This window comes from Neobacillus bataviensis (assembly GCF_019969725.1).
In genome coordinates this window covers 137,906-152,219 of the sequence record NZ_JAHXYW010000010.1, presented here as the reverse complement: position 1 = coordinate 152,219, position 14,314 = coordinate 137,906, and the positions used below count along the sequence as shown (strand labels likewise).

The 14,314-nt window shown below is 42.4% G+C and carries 12 protein-coding genes and 2 pseudogenes; 8 read left to right on the top strand and 6 right to left on the bottom strand.

Annotated elements, in window-relative coordinates:
• Positions 1-553 precede the first annotated feature (553 nt).
• Positions 554-976, top strand: a complete 423-nt coding sequence (locus LC455_RS22415; RefSeq protein WP_223594123.1) for an organic hydroperoxide resistance protein — start codon at positions 554-556, stop codon at positions 974-976.
• A 60-nt stretch (positions 977-1,036) separates the two neighbouring features.
• Here LC455_RS22415 and LC455_RS22410 read toward each other — a convergent pair whose 3' ends face one another.
• Both LC455_RS22410 and LC455_RS22405 read right to left on the bottom strand, forming a co-directional pair.
• The gene (locus LC455_RS22410) at positions 1,037-1,516 is read right to left on the bottom strand and encodes a DUF2231 domain-containing protein (RefSeq protein WP_223594121.1); all 480 of its coding nucleotides are present in this window, start codon (positions 1,514-1,516) and stop codon (positions 1,037-1,039) included.
• A gap of 14 nt (positions 1,517-1,530) precedes the next feature.
• Positions 1,531-1,869, bottom strand: a complete 339-nt coding sequence (locus LC455_RS22405; protein ID WP_223594120.1) for a hypothetical protein — start codon at positions 1,867-1,869, stop codon at positions 1,531-1,533.
• A 465-nt stretch (positions 1,870-2,334) separates the two neighbouring features.
• Here LC455_RS22405 and LC455_RS22400 point away from each other — a divergent pair, with 465 nt between their 5' ends.
• The 3 genes from LC455_RS22400 to LC455_RS22390 all read left to right on the top strand — a co-directional run bounded on the left by LC455_RS22400 (position 2,335) and on the right by LC455_RS22390 (position 4,552).
• Complete coding sequence (locus LC455_RS22400; protein ID WP_223594119.1) at positions 2,335-3,234, top strand: SDR family NAD(P)-dependent oxidoreductase; 900 nt, start codon at positions 2,335-2,337, stop codon at positions 3,232-3,234.
• Between the two features lie 51 nt (positions 3,235-3,285).
• Positions 3,286-3,879 carry a TetR/AcrR family transcriptional regulator gene (locus tag LC455_RS22395; RefSeq protein ID WP_223594118.1) on the top strand — a complete coding sequence of 198 codons (594 nt, stop codon included), beginning with the start codon at positions 3,286-3,288 and terminating at the stop codon, positions 3,877-3,879.
• A gap of 217 nt (positions 3,880-4,096) precedes the next feature.
• On the top strand, positions 4,097-4,552 hold the full coding sequence (locus LC455_RS22390) for a staygreen family protein (protein WP_223594117.1): 456 nt from the start codon (positions 4,097-4,099) through the stop codon (positions 4,550-4,552).
• Positions 4,553-4,821: 269 nt separating this feature from the next.
• On the opposite strand, the pseudogene LC455_RS32100 reads toward LC455_RS22390, so the two are convergent.
• The 3 genes and pseudogenes from LC455_RS32100 to guaD all read right to left on the bottom strand — a co-directional run.
• Positions 4,822-5,160: pseudogene (locus tag LC455_RS32100) on the bottom strand (COG4315 family predicted lipoprotein); the annotation flags it as partial.
• A 48-nt stretch (positions 5,161-5,208) separates the two neighbouring features.
• Positions 5,209-5,649: pseudogene (locus tag LC455_RS32095) on the bottom strand (COG4315 family predicted lipoprotein); the annotation flags it as partial.
• 144 nt (positions 5,650-5,793) lie between these two features.
• On the bottom strand, positions 5,794-7,167 hold the full coding sequence (gene guaD / locus LC455_RS22375) for a guanine deaminase (protein ID WP_223594115.1): 1,374 nt from the start codon (positions 7,165-7,167) through the stop codon (positions 5,794-5,796).
• 250 nt (positions 7,168-7,417) lie between these two features.
• Between guaD and LC455_RS22370 the strand changes: the two genes are divergently transcribed.
• The 4 genes from LC455_RS22370 (at position 7,418) to LC455_RS22355 (ending at position 12,520) form a co-directional block, all read left to right on the top strand.
• Positions 7,418-8,671: a dicarboxylate/amino acid:cation symporter gene (locus LC455_RS22370; RefSeq protein ID WP_223594113.1), complete on the top strand. Its 1,254-nt coding sequence runs from the start codon at positions 7,418-7,420 to the stop codon at positions 8,669-8,671.
• A 109-nt stretch (positions 8,672-8,780) separates the two neighbouring features.
• Positions 8,781-9,458, top strand: a complete 678-nt coding sequence (locus tag LC455_RS22365; protein ID WP_223594111.1) for a response regulator — start codon at positions 8,781-8,783, stop codon at positions 9,456-9,458.
• 14 nt (positions 9,459-9,472) lie between these two features.
• Positions 9,473-11,080, top strand: a complete 1,608-nt coding sequence (dcuS, locus tag LC455_RS22360) for a DcuS/MalK family sensor histidine kinase (RefSeq protein ID WP_223594110.1) — start codon at positions 9,473-9,475, stop codon at positions 11,078-11,080.
• Between the two features lie 60 nt (positions 11,081-11,140).
• Entirely contained in the window at positions 11,141-12,520 is a 1,380-nt protein-coding gene (locus LC455_RS22355; RefSeq protein WP_263297872.1) for an NAD-dependent malic enzyme, read from the top strand.
• 366 nt (positions 12,521-12,886) lie between these two features.
• Here LC455_RS22355 and LC455_RS22350 read toward each other — a convergent pair whose 3' ends face one another.
• Positions 12,887-14,308 carry a glycoside hydrolase family 1 protein gene (locus LC455_RS22350; protein WP_223594105.1) on the bottom strand — a complete coding sequence of 474 codons (1,422 nt, stop codon included), beginning with the start codon at positions 14,306-14,308 and terminating at the stop codon, positions 12,887-12,889.
• Positions 14,309-14,314: the final 6 nt, after the last annotated feature.

The following is a 14,314-nucleotide window of genomic DNA, read 5'->3' as shown; positions in this document are numbered from 1 at the left end:
CTTGAGGTCCCCTTAAAGTGACCGGGGGAAACTTTTTCGAGCGGCAGCAGGCACTGTCAACTTTTCACAATGACCGTTGTTCTTTTTTTCATGCCACCTCGGGCACCTTCAGCCTCCCACAGTGACCGCTCTACTCTTTTCCAGGCCTCCTCGGGCACTGTCAGCCTTCCACAGTGACTGCCCTACTCTTTTCCAGGCCCCCTCGGGCACTTTCAGCCTTTCACAGTAACCGCTCTACTCTTTTCCCAGCCGCCTCGGGCACTGTCAGCCTTATACAGTAACTGCTCTACTCTTTTCCAAGCCACCTCGGGCACTTTCAGCCTTTCACAGTGACCGCTCTACTCTTTTCCCAGCCGCCTCGGGCACTGTCAACCTCCCACAGTGACCGACAGCCTCTATTCCGACCTCCCTCGGGCAATGTCAACTCTCTACAAATTTTCATTTTTACGCAATTTAATTGTTGACTTTATAAAGGTTTCCAAGTAATATGATTTTGTAATATTAAATTGCACACAATCAAATTTTATAAAATCAAAAAGGAGAGATTTATCAAATGGAAGCATTATACACAGCAAGCGCAACCGCTGAGGGCGGAAGACTAGGAAAAGTGACTAGCAGTGACGGCACACTAGATTTAGCACTGTCCATGCCAAAATCCCTTGGCGGACAAGGTAAAGAAAATGCCACAAATCCTGAACAATTATTCGCAGCTGGCTATGCAGCTTGCTTTGATAGCGCCTTAAATTTAGTGGCTCGACAAGCAAGAAAGCGGATTGAATCTAAGGTAACGGCAGAGGTTTCTTTAGGAAAAGACACGGACGGAGGCTACAAATTAGCAGCTGCCTTAAATGTGGCAATAGCTGGTGTCTCTTTCGAAGAAGCAGAGGAATTAGTAAAACTTGCACATGGTGTTTGTCCTTATTCTAAGGCTACTAGTGGTAATATCGAGGTTCAATTAACAACAAGGTTACTATAATAGGAAAGTAGAAAGGGAAAGGCTTCAAACCTTTCCCTTTTAATATCCAATGGTTCCTTATTAACATTTCTCCGATTCTGACTTATCATGGATGGGTTCGCTGCCTACAGCGTAACGGTAGACCAGATGACCGCCAAACCAGCCCCCAATCAGCAGAAAAATAAGCCCTAACAAGGAGAGAGAAACGGAACTCATTAACCGCCAACCGGATAGTACATCAACACCAAAACGAATAAAAAAGCTGCACGTATACAAAATGATTGCCGTAATTATCATGATCATATGGCGCATTGCCACACGATCAGCGCTCCCTTCCTGAGGGATGGCCATAAAGTCAATCACTCCAGTAATAAGCGCTGGCAGGGACAAAACCAGTCCTATGGCAAGGTTATAAAATGAAAAACTCCACCAGAACGAAGCATCCGTCCAGATTCCAAGCAGATCACCAAGGAACGACACCGGTAATAGGGCCATTGGAAAATGCGTAACGACAGGGTGTACCGGATGCCCCAAAAACCTTAACTTGGCCCGCTGTTTCATGTAACGCCCACCCCTTACAAAACTCCAATAAGTAAGAGAACATATGCGATAACGGCAGCTAATGCATGAATAACGATTAGACCTTTAGGATGAGGCTTTCGGCGTAAGTGGTAGGAAAAGAGTACGAATCCGCCAAGCGCGGCGATGAGGAATAGAATTAAGGATGTAATAACAAGTGAGCCTGCATTTTCCTGCACGACCCCAAGGATTAAAGTGATAAGACCAATTGCAGCAACGGCTCCATGGATAAGCGATAGACTCATGGGCAACTCTTTCTGACGAAGCCCTAAAACCCCAACCACCAGACCACCAAGCGCCGCGATGGCAAAAAGAATAACAGATGAGAACAGCATCTTTACAATCCCCTCCATTTTTCAATTTTCAAGCAGCCAAATTCGTACAAAAAGAAATAAATCTAATTAATCAATACAAAAATTGATTAATTCGGTTTATACATTATACTTCTGAATTAATTAAAGAATAACTTGATAATTAAATTTTTTGGAGCAGCAGACAAAAATTAATTTGGAAGAATCTATACAGCTTTACATCGCGCATGTTCTCCAAAAAAAATCCAATACTTTTGGAATTAAACCATAAAACTCCCAATAGAATCTCCACTGCACAGCTAATATTCCCATACATGGAATGACATAAAAAGTTCATTCTCTCTCCTTTCATAAGTCCTTGGAAAATTTCAAACTAATTTTTAAATTATCCAAACCATAAATTGTAAATTTTTATTACAATTTCCAAATACTAACATACACTATTTATAAATGAATGAAATATTCATTCAAAAAGGAGGCTTAATCGTTATGAGTGAACGAGAATGGAATCTTCAGGACAAATATGTATTGATTACAGGAGCAACAAATGGAATCGGGCTTGCAGCAGCAAAGGCTATTGCTGCACGTGGAGCAAATATCGGAATCATTGCCAGAAATCAGCTAAGGGCAGAGGAAATTTCTAAACAATTAAAGAAGCAAACGAGCAAACCGATTAAGGTAGATATCTTTATCGCTGATCTTTCCTCTCAAAGTTCCATCCGCCAAGCAGCCGACCAGATACTGGACAGATGCCCACAGATTGATATTTTAGTCAATAATGCCGGGGCTTTATTCGATACCTTTCAGAAAACGGAGGAAGGCGTGGAAATGACATGGGCATTGAACCACCTGGCACCCTTCCTGCTCACTTTACTGCTTTTAGATCGCCTGAAGGAAAATAATGAAGCTCGAGTAATCAATACTGCTTCACATGGGCATAAGATGGTGAAAAACGGTTTTGATTTTGATAATATCAACGGTGAAGATCTCTATACGGGAGTTAAAAAGTTAATGGGCGGTCCAACACTTCGCTATGCTCAGACCAAGCTTGCTAATATTTTATTTACATCGGAATTGGCATACCGGCTAGAAGGAACAAATATTACCGTTCATTGTTTTGATCCTGGACTCGTTGCCACGAATTTTAATCAAAACAATGGAAGGATGGCCAAAGCGACAATGGCTGTCATGAATCTCTTTTCCCGTAAACCGGAGGAGGGAGCGGATACATTAATCTGGCTCGCGGAAATGAAGGTTGTATCCTGGCTAAACGGAAAATACTGTGCTGACAGACAATTACAGAAACCGACGGAAGTGGCCGCTGACAGAGAATTGGCCAAAAGGCTTTGGGAAATTAGTGAGGAACAAGTTGGGGTATCATTGAAATAATTTTTATAATTTATTAATATAAAAAAACCTTATGGAAGAGGATGAATAAGGGTGACACCATTAAATGATCACCAACTGGACCAGCTCCGTGATGAACGGAAAGAACAAATAAAGAAAGCTGCTCTAAAAGTATTTGCCCGCCGGGGACTGATTGGAACGAAAATGAGCATGATTGCTCAGGAAGCGGGCATTAGCCAAGGTCTATCCTATCGATATTACCGTTCCAAGGATGAGCTTTTTATTGCACTTGTTCAGGATGCGATGGAAGAAACGGCTAAGGCATTTGCAGCATTCGGGCTCATGCAAGGATCTCCTTTAGAAAAAATCAAAGAATTTACCATAAATATGCTGGATGAAAGCAATCGACATTCCTTTATGCTCATACAGCAGGTACAAACATCCGATGAAGTACCTGACAAGGCAAAAGATATTGTCCAGCAATATCCAACCAGTTCTCTTATTGAACAAATGACCCCCATCTTTAAAGAGGGGCAAGAGAAAGGGGAATTTAGTAAAGGCGACCCTGATGAGCTTTTGATGCTCTATTTCTCCGTCATTTCCGGTTTGATGCTGCTGCCTCACGGACTAGATGGGGTTAACTTAATTCATCAGGTTGATAATTTAATGAAAATATTAAAGGAATGAAGCAAACAAATTCAAGTCACCTATCGTCATGGATTCTAACAGGCACTTATTACAGTAGGTGACTTATTTTTTGAATGTATTCGGTCAAAATGACTTAGGCTAATCTCATAATATTATTATCTTGTTTTTAATGAACTATTGTTCGAGGATTACAAAAGAAATACCTTTTTGAAAATTAACTTATCTATTAAAAAACTGGCCGATTGGAGTTGGTTGCTTGAGCACTTTTAATCCTGGGAAACTATTTGTGGCTTACAGCAGTGGTGTTACAGCTACGGAACCTGTTATACCAAGATGTTATACACTTACTCACTCTGATATTACTGGAGATCTATGTTTAACAATTGGAATTCGTTATGCCTGGGAAAATATCAATCTTAATAGAGATGAAGTATTAGGAGTATGGAAACAAGTTGGAAGTTCCTTCCACTTCTATGTTTATATATATTTAGATCAAGGGGAATATAACATAAATGTAGCTGCAAAACGTAATGAAATATTTAAAAGTGAATTACCACTTGCATTAACAGCTATTCGATACGGTGATAGGTTCTTATTCGACGCATACCCTAATCTAGAACAATCTTTAATAATAATTAACTTTATGTCCTCCTATCCTCAGTTTGCTAGACAAGAAAGCTGGGGAACTTTCCTCCATTTTTCATACCGATAATTATCTAAGATGATATGTCACAACTAACATAGTCACTTCCTCCACCAACGTACATTCTTCTTATAGTTTACTTGAAAACAAAAAACCTAAGAAGAATGCACTCAAATCAGTGCCTTCTTCTTATTATTAACTGCCTCTATTTATGGTAAGGTTCACCACGATTAATTCCGATATTTCAACGTTAAAATGAATTATAAAAATGGAAAAGAGGCTTCCTCACAAACAATCTGTGAGAAAGCCTTTTCCGATTTTAAATGTATTTACTTGAATTAAAAAGTGGTTTCCGTATTAACGATATACCAAACATTCCCGACTCCCTGGCCTGTTACATCGCCTTTTGCTTTGTCTTTGATCCAATAATATAGCGGGTATCCTTTGTAGGTCACTTGCTCGGCTCCATTATCTTCCCGCTTGATCGTGCCAAAATCACTTGGGTTAAAGCCTTCAGGCACTTTGAAATCTTTGGCTGAAAATGCCGGCCAGTTTACCAGACATTGCCCACTGCAATTGCTTTTTCCGGGTTGATCCTTCGTAAAATAATACAAGGTCATTCCATTTGCATCAGCTAAGTATTTGCCAATCTTATTATCTTCTAATAATTGTAATTGATTGACGTTTGCCTCTTCAAAAGTGGTTTGGCTATTAACAATAAACCAGACATTCCCGACTCCCTGACCAGTTACATCGCCTTTTGCTTTGTCTTTTATCCAATAATATAGCGGATATCCTTTGTAAGTTACTTGCTCTACTCCATTATCTTCCCTCTTGATCGTACCAAAATCGCTTAGGTTAAAGCCATCAGGCACTTTGAAATCTTTAGCTGAAAAAGCCGGCCAGTTTTCTAAGCATTGCCCGCTGCAATTGCTCTTTCCAACTTGATCCTTTGTAAACCAATACAACGCCATTCCCTTGGAATCCGCTAAGTAATTTCCAATATTCGCATTATCTAATAGTTGTAAACCATTCTCTTCGGACTTACTCCCTTTGTCAGCTGTTACTGTTTCGCTTTTTGGCTCCTTCTTTTTCGCAGTCTGATCGGTCTGGCTGTTACAAGCCGCTAATACTAAGATGACTGAAAAAACGGCTAAGAAAAACATCCACTTCTTCATTTAAGTCCCTCCCCAAAATTGTTTACATTTGAGGAAACGGACAATGTTTTAAACCGGTTTGATTTTTTTAAAAATTTTTCCAAAAAAATTACTAACCAAATTTAAAAAAGCTGAGACCGTTGACTGATTACCTCAACGGTCTTTTCGTGAATGAACCTTTTCTCCTTGGACCCAGACTTCACGAATGTTTTCCGGCCGGACCAAATACATGATTTTTTGAAAAATATCGTTTAAATCTTCATTTGTATCATAAATAGGCAGCTTGGCAGTTTCTAATAAGGTATCGATGAGTTGGACATCCCACACATAGTTTTCCGCAATGCGGCCGATTGGCAGACTTACACTTTCCCCTCCGCCAGCGGTGGCCAAATAGAACGCTTCATTAAGCGTAATCCGTGAATTCGGAACTCCGCGTTCTTCAGCAGAAAGAGCCGTATCAACACCATCCTCCAACATTCTCGATGACATCACCGCTTGTCGCACATTATCGAACAGACTTGGGGAAAATCCTCCTGAAATATCCGAGCCTAATCCAATTTCTATCCCTTTTGAATGCAACCGAGCAATCGGAATAACGCTATTGGCAAAGTAGGCATTAGAAATAGGACAATGACAGACAGCCGTACCCGTTTCGGCAAAGAGCCCCGCATCGTCGTCATTTAGAAAATTACAATGCGCCATAATAGACTTTTCACGTAATAGACCAAAATCATTTAAGGCAAACGCATCATTTTTATGAAAACGATCATGGACATACCCATGCTCCCAGTCACTTTCACTGCAGTGCGATTGGACGTAAGTATTATACTTTGCGGCTAATTCACCTAAGCCTTTTAATGTATCGTCTGTACAGCTTGGAATAAACCGAGGAGTAACGACTGGATAAACCCCCTGTTTCGTTCGCTTCGTCAATTCGCGAACAGCTAAAATAAACTCTTCCGTATCCGCCAATGCCGAAACAGTATCAGCGTCACGATAATATTCAGGGGTTTGGTCGGGGTTATCCATGACGACCTTCCCCACTAATCCCCTCTGACCTTTTTCGGCGCATATTTCTGCCAGCAATAAACTCGCTTCTTTATGGACAGTTGCAAAATAAAGCGCGGTCGTTGTCCCGTTAGCTAGTAAGGCACTGACGACATCCTCGTACACATTTTTGGCAAAGTCTAAATCGGAAAATTTAGACTCAATCGGAAAGGTATACGTATTCAACCATTCATAAAGCGGGATATCCAATGCCGTACCGGCCTGGGCCCACTGCGGAGCGTGCACATGTAAATCGATAAAGCCAGGTAACAAATACTGCCCTTCATCCAAACGATGAAAATTCTCTGTGTCTTGGTAAGCATTAAGTAAAGCTTGATATCCCACATCTTCTGGAGCCACGATTTTTTCAATTAATCCGTTTTCGTTAACACAAAAAAGATGGTCTTTTAAAATTTGAATTTCTTTTGGAGATTGACTTGTAAAAGCAGTCCCTTGAAAAATTCGCGTATATGGTTTCATGAATTCCACCCTCGTATTCTTGATTTCAATATTGTAATTGTAGAGCAGTAATAATGTTAAGTCCAACAAACGAAAGAAGCGATGACGTCGAGACCAAAATAACCAAAAAGAACGATATAACCAAAATATTGTCAGATAATTCACTAAAATTTATACTTCATTTAGTGATAGCGAGTTTCTATCATATTCATCTTGTTTAACTTGTAAGTGTTTACATTATTTTAAACTTAATAGATTAGGGGGATTGTCAATGAAAATCAATTTTAAGAGCCTTACCACGCAAGTTGTGATTGCCATTGTCCTTGGGATTGTCTTTGGTGCCTTATTTCCGAAAATGGGATCCGAATTAAAAGTGTTATCCGATATTTTTGTCAAAATGATCAAAATGGTCATTGCACCGATTATCTTCTTAACCATTGTCGTCGGTATTGCCGGTATGGGGGATATGAAGAAGGTCGGCCGAATTGGCGGAAAAGCTTTACTTTATTTTGAAATCGTTTCCACTATCTCTTTGGCGATCGGTATTCTGTTTGCTACGATTTTTAAGCCAGGTGCAGGGGTCAACGCCCACAGCGCAAATGCAGACATTAGCCAATTCACCAAGCAGGCAGCAGAAGGAAGCCACAGCTTCATGGACTTTATCATGGGAATCATCCCTGAAAACTTTATAGGTGCTTTAGCCAACGGTCAGCTTCTTCCGGTTCTTTTCTTGGCCGTCCTATTCGGAATCGCCTTAGCAGGCCTTGGCGAAAGAAGCAAGTCTGTCATTGATTTATTTGAAAAATTATCCGAAACCTTCTTCCGAATTGTAAACATCATTATGTATTATTCACCGATTGCAGCTTTTGGAGCAATCTCCTATACGATTGGCCAGTTCGGGATTGGTTCGCTTTTATCCCTCGGAAAATTGTTCGGGTTAACGGTATTGGCGATGGCAGTATTTATCGTTGTCATTCTCGGCGGAATTGCAAAATTTTATCGTTTTAATATCTTCAAATTTATCAGCTATATTAAAGACGAAATCTTTTTAGTATTAGGTACATCCTCTTCTGAATCGGCTCTTCCTAAAATGGTGGAGAAGCTTGAAACATACGGATGTTCAAAATCTGTTGTCGGTCTTGTTGTACCGACCGGGTATTCGTTTAACTTGGATGGAACCTCCATCTACCTATCGATGGCAGCACTATTCATCGCTCAAGCTTTTGGAGTTGATTTAAGCCTTGGGCAGGAACTCACACTGCTTGGCGTATTAATGCTTACTTCTAAAGGGGCTGCAGGTGTAACAGGCTCCGGTTTTGTTACCTTGGCAGCAACTCTCGCAGCATTCCCAAGCGTTCCGGTTGAAGGAATTGCCCTTCTTCTAGGGGTTGACCGCTTTATGTCAACGGCCCGTGCCCTGACAAATCTTATCGGTAACGGGGTTGCAACGGTGGTTGTTTCCAAAATGGAAAATGAGTTTGATGATAAAGCTGCAACAAAGTCATCTTTGAGCAAAACAGCGTAACCATGCTTACACATGTATAACTTTCAGCCACGGTATACGTGGCTGTTTCTTTGGTTATTCGCCATTAAGTAAGCTATAATGGGCAAAAAAGCAAGGAAAGGAGAGAATCATGGAACCAATCCGAGTCTTGATTGTCGAGGATGATCCGATGGTCATGGAGATTAACGCGGAATTTGTATCCAAGCTGCCAGGTTTTACGTTAGTCGGAAAAGCCTTTTCTGGCAAAGATGCCCTGTCTTTAATCAAGGAAGTCCATCCAAATCTAGTCCTGCTCGATTACTTTTTGCCGGACATGAACGGATTTTCCCTCCTTCAGCTAATTAGAAACGAAAACTATCCTTTAGATGTCATTCTCTTAACAGCCAACCGCGATCCCCAACATGTACAGGAAATTTTCCGTGCCGGGGTTGTCGATTATATTGTTAAGCCGTTCCGGTTTGACCGATTCCAATCGGCGCTAGAGCAGTACCGAAACACCTTTAAAAAATTCAAGGAAAACCGGCCATTGGAACAGGCTGATTTGGATGCGATGACAAGAGTCCCTACAAAGCAGCCGGAGCATGAAGAGTCCTTGCCAAAAGGATTAAATGACAGGACCATGAAGCAGGTTTTACAATTTTTAGATGGGCAGACAGAGCCTCTATCCTCTGATGAAGTGGCCGCTGGAACTGGTTTAGCGCGAGTTACGGTACGCCGTTATTTAGACTATCTAGAGAAAAAGGGCGACATCCTCATGGAAATTCAATATGGTTCCGTCGGCCGCCCTATGAACAAGTACCGGTTATAGAAAGAGGGGGTCTTGTGCGACATAAAAAACCACTGTTTCGTCTGCAAACGACCATTACCCTTCTCGTCTGCGGAGTAGTGGCATTAGCATTATTTGTAACCGATCTACTCATCAGCCAGGAAATCGGAAACACGACCAAAAACAATCAGTCAGAAAAAGCCATGAATATTGCTAGGATGGCCGCTCATTCTCCCCTTATTCTAGAAGCACTCGAGCATAAGCGGAGCGAAAGCGACATCCAGGATTTTACCAATGAAATGGTGAAAGCAACAAACGTCGAATTTATTGTCGTGCTTGATATGAAGGGGATTCGGAAATCACATCCTAATCCTAGTAAAATTGGCGAACGATTTGTCGGCGGGGATGAAGGGCCTGTCCTCCATGGCCATGAACATATCTCAACAGCCAAAGGAACCTTAGGCTACTCTTTGAGAGCGTTTACACCTGTTTACTCAAGTTCTGGGAAACAAATTGGCGCAGTAGCGGTTGGAATTTCCCTTGATAAGGTCCAACAGGATGTAAGAAACAGCAAAAAGGTTATTATACTAGCCGTCATTTTCGGGGTTATGATTGGCGTCATCGGCGCTGTTATTTTAGCTAGAAAAATTAAGAAAAGCATGTTTGGACTCGAACCGTTTGAAATCGGAAAATTACTGGAAGAGCGAAGTGCCATGCTTCAATCGACAAAGGAAGGCATTCTAGCAGTTGACCAGGACGCCCGGATTACGCTTATTAATAATGAAGCACTGCGTTTATTCGAAGAGGCAGGAATTAAGGAAAATCCAGCAGGACGCTTGGTCGACGAATACATCCCACAGCTTCATCTAAAAAATGTCTTAGAATCAGGAAAACCCCGGCTTAATGAAGAAATTGATTTATCCGGTATTACCCTGTTAACGAATCAAGTGCCCATCCGAGTCGGAAATGAAATGGTCGGAGCGATCACGACCTTCCGCAACAAAACGGAAATCAATAAACTGGCAAAAGAGCTTACGGGAGTCACACTCTATGCGGAAGCACTAAGGGCCCAGTCCCACGAATTTATGAACAAGCTTCATGTTATTCTCGGGTTGGTTCATCTCGAGCGCTATGAAAAGCTGGCCGACTATATTAACCAGATTTCCGATCACCTTCAAAGCGAGGTCGGTTATATTGTTAGTAAAATAAAGGACCCGGCCTTAGCGGGGTTCATTCTCGGGAAAATGAGCTACGCAAGAGAGCTGGGGGCGGAACTTTCCTTTACAGCAGAAACGGTTTTGCCTGAGCCTGCTTCACCTGAAATCACACATGAACTAATCACCATAATCGGCAATTTAATTGATAATGCTTTAGAGGCTTTCACAGAGCAAGAAAACAAAGAAGTATCGGTTCATTTTGACTATTACGATCAAGAGGTTTTCATCGAAGTAGCCGATAACGGTCCTGGAATGGACGAAGAACTGGCTGAAAAAATCTTTTTCAAAGGCGTTTCGACAAAAGGAACGGACCGTGGAATTGGATTATCACTGGTGAAACGAAGTGTGGAAAAACTTCATGGGCAAGTAGAACTCTTCACAAGTGTGGGAGAAGGAACTAGATTTACGCTTACATTCCCCTATCAAATCAAAGGGGAAAACGAATAAAATTACCATCAAGGAGTGGTCAGAGTGGCAATTGGAAAAGGTACAAGTACACATATTATTATGCGTTTACAATTAGATGTAGAGGTTTTTTCATTTGGTGAAATTGCCAGCTGCATCAGTAATGCAGGCGGCGATATTATCGGGGTCGATGTCATTTCCTCGAGCAAAACTCATACCATCCGGGACATCACCGTCAATGTCCCTGGTTTGAAGCATAGCCGGCATTTAGGCGAGTTAATCTCCAAGCTGAAGGGCGTCAAGGTCCTGCAAATTTCCGACCGAACCTTCCTGATGCATCTAGGAGGAAAAATCGAGACCGCACTCAAAACGAGAATTAAGAACAGAGAAGATTTGGCGAGGGTCTATACACCAGGAGTTGCAAATGTCTGCACTGCGATTGCCGAAGAACCTGAAAAAGCTTATTCCTTAACAATTAAGCGTAACACGATTGCGGTTATCTCTGACGGAACTGCCGTCCTGGGCCTTGGGAATATTGGACCGTATGCCGCCATGCCGGTAATGGAAGGAAAGGCGATGCTCTTTAAACAACTGGCGAATGTCGATTCTTTCCCCATCTGCCTCGATACGGAAGATACGGAAGAAATCATTCGGACAATTAAAGCCGTTGCCCCGGCCTTTGGCGGAATCAATTTAGAGGATATTTCCGCACCAAGATGCTTTGAAATCGAAGAAAGATTAAAGCAAGAGCTCGATATCCCTGTTTTTCACGACGATCAACATGGAACCGCCGTTGTGCTTCTTGCCGGACTTTTAAATGCATTAAGAATTACCAATAAAAAACTTGAAGATATCAAAGTCGTCTTCACTGGCATTGGCGCTGCAGGAATGGCGTGTACAAAGATTCTCCTTTCAGCTGGCGTTCGCAACGTTATCGGCGTGGACAGGCATGGGGCTATCCACCGTGATGTTCAGTATGACAATCCTTATTGGAATGCCTATGCGAAAATGACCAATCCCGATAATCTAAAAGGTTCCTTATCAGAGGTTATTGTCGGGGCTGATGTTTTTATCGGCGTTTCAGCTCCTGGAATCTTGAAGGTTGAGGACGTAAAAACGATGGCGAAGGATCCGATCGTATTCGCCATGGCTAACCCGGAACCGGAAATTAACCCGGATATCGCCGAGCCTTATGTACGGGTAATGGCAACCGGCCGCTCCGATTACCCGAATCAAATCAATAATGTTCTTTGTTTTCCAGGAATCTTCCGCGGTGCGCTCGACTGCCGCGCGAGTGAAATTAATGAAGAAATGAAGGTGGCGGCAGCGAAAGCGATTGCTTCCGTTGTGTCGGACGAGGAACTAAGCGAATCATATATTATTCCGAGCGTATTCAATGATAAGGTCGTAGAACGGGTCCGCGCAGCCGTGGTCCAAGCAGCCCATCAGACAGGCGTCGCACGGAAAGAACCGCGCCCGTGATGTTAGCTTTTTCAAATTTATCGGCAAATCCTCAAGCACAATATTTTACAGATAATAGAAAACGCGTATCCGCAACGGTGCGTGTTTTCTTTTGGCCTTCTACCGGTTTAACGTTTTTTCATTATCTGCTGTGTGACCGAATGGGGATGGGATATGGATGACAGACACGTAAGGTGGTTCGACTAGGTGACTCAAATGAGGATTGTAAGGCCTTTATGGTCACGTAGACTCGTTCTAAGTGACCCAACTAGGGTTTCAAAAGCTGTTACGGTCACGTAGAGAGGTTCTACGTGACCCAAATGCAGCCAAATGTCAAATTTCGGGCACATAGGCAGGGCACAATAGGAGACCCAATCTTATTTCACCCTAAAGCTTCTGTCCATTCGACCGGATTACTTCTTGATACCAATAAAAACTATCCTTTTTGATCCGTCTTAAATCCTTGAGGTCATCATCGGTTCGGTTAACGTATACAAACCCATACCTTTTCCGAAACCCGCTTGTCGTGCTTAACAGATCCATAAAAGACCACGGGCAATAGCCGAATAATTCGACACCATCCGCAATCGCTAAACGGCACTGTTCCAGATGTTTTCGAAGATAATCAATACGATACTCATCATGGACTTTTTCGTCCTCTGTCAAAACATCGACCGCACCCATGCCATTTTCCGTAATGATTATCGGTAACCCATAGCGGTCATTCAACTCATTTAACAAAGTGCGAAGGCCGATTGCGTCGATTTCCCAGTCCCAATCGGTTTTGTCCAAATATGGATTAGAGCTTCCTTGGTAAATTCCCGGGATAACTTCAAACTCCGTTTCTCCTTTTTTCCCATCGACATTGATGCTCATATCCTTGTTCTCCAACGATTCCGGCGCATATTTCACGACCCGGCTTTGGTAATAATTGATGCCTAAAAAGTCAGGCTTTGCTGATTGAAGGAGCTCCATATCGCCTTCTTCAATCGTTGGCGTGACGCCATGTTCCTCCATATAGCGCCAAATGTTTTTTCGGTACCGGCCATGGACATATAAGTCGGTAAAAAGATAGGTGCGGAAATCATCGGCTTCCCGTGCTGCCTGTACATCTTCCGGCCTGCAAGACTCCGGATAATTAGGCGAAAGCCCGATCGCTGGCCCGATTTTGGCATCAGGGATGACTTCACGACAGAGCTTGATCGCCTTCGCATGGGCGAGTGTCATGATATGGTTCATTTCATACTTTTGTTTTTCCAAAGACAATTCCTGATCAAACTCCATCAAGTAAGGCAGAAGGAACATATTGCTTTGTTCATTGATCGTGAACCAATATTTAACCTGGCCGCCTAAATTCTCGAACAAAACTTTACAGAAATAAGCGAAATCATCAATGATCTGGCGACTTGACCAGCCGCCGTATTCCTCCTGAAGACAAGCAGGCAAATCAAAATGGTAGATTGTGGCCAATGGTTCGATTCCATTCTCCCTTAACTCTTCTACAAGATTTTGATAAAATTGAAGCCCCTGCTGGTTCACCTCTCCCCGGCCATGAGGCAAGACGCGGGGCCAGGAAATCGAAAAACGATAGGCCGTCATGCCGAGCTCCTTCATAAGCGCAATATCTTCTTTAAAACGATGGTAATGATCCGATGTTACGCTTGTATCTGCATAATTAGGATTGATGTTTTTATCAACGATGGATAGATTTTTCCCCTCTTCAAGATGGGCACCTTCCACTTGGTAAGCGGCTGTGGCAGCCGACCAAAAAAAATCCTCAGGGAATGCAATGGAATGCTGATAGTTCATCAATTA

Excerpts from the sequence above, each read along its gene's own strand:
- LC455_RS22415 (WP_223594123.1), top strand. The coding sequence starts at position 554 with ATGGAAGCATTATACACAGCAAGCGCAACCGCTGAGGGCGGAAGACTA.
- LC455_RS22410 (WP_223594121.1), bottom strand. The coding sequence starts at position 1,516 with ATGAAACAGCGGGCCAAGTTAAGGTTTTTGGGGCATCCGGTACACCCT.
- LC455_RS22405 (WP_223594120.1), bottom strand. The coding sequence starts at position 1,869 with ATGCTGTTCTCATCTGTTATTCTTTTTGCCATCGCGGCGCTTGGTGGT.
- LC455_RS22400 (WP_223594119.1), top strand. The coding sequence starts at position 2,335 with ATGAGTGAACGAGAATGGAATCTTCAGGACAAATATGTATTGATTACA.
- guaD (WP_223594115.1), bottom strand. The coding sequence starts at position 7,167 with ATGAAACCATATACGCGAATTTTTCAAGGGACTGCTTTTACAAGTCAA.
- LC455_RS22370 (WP_223594113.1), top strand. The coding sequence starts at position 7,418 with ATGAAAATCAATTTTAAGAGCCTTACCACGCAAGTTGTGATTGCCATT.
- LC455_RS22365 (WP_223594111.1), top strand. The coding sequence starts at position 8,781 with ATGGAACCAATCCGAGTCTTGATTGTCGAGGATGATCCGATGGTCATG.
- LC455_RS22355 (WP_263297872.1), top strand. The coding sequence starts at position 11,141 with ATGCGTTTACAATTAGATGTAGAGGTTTTTTCATTTGGTGAAATTGCC.
- LC455_RS22350 (WP_223594105.1), bottom strand. The coding sequence starts at position 14,308 with ATGAACTATCAGCATTCCATTGCATTCCCTGAGGATTTTTTTTGGTCG.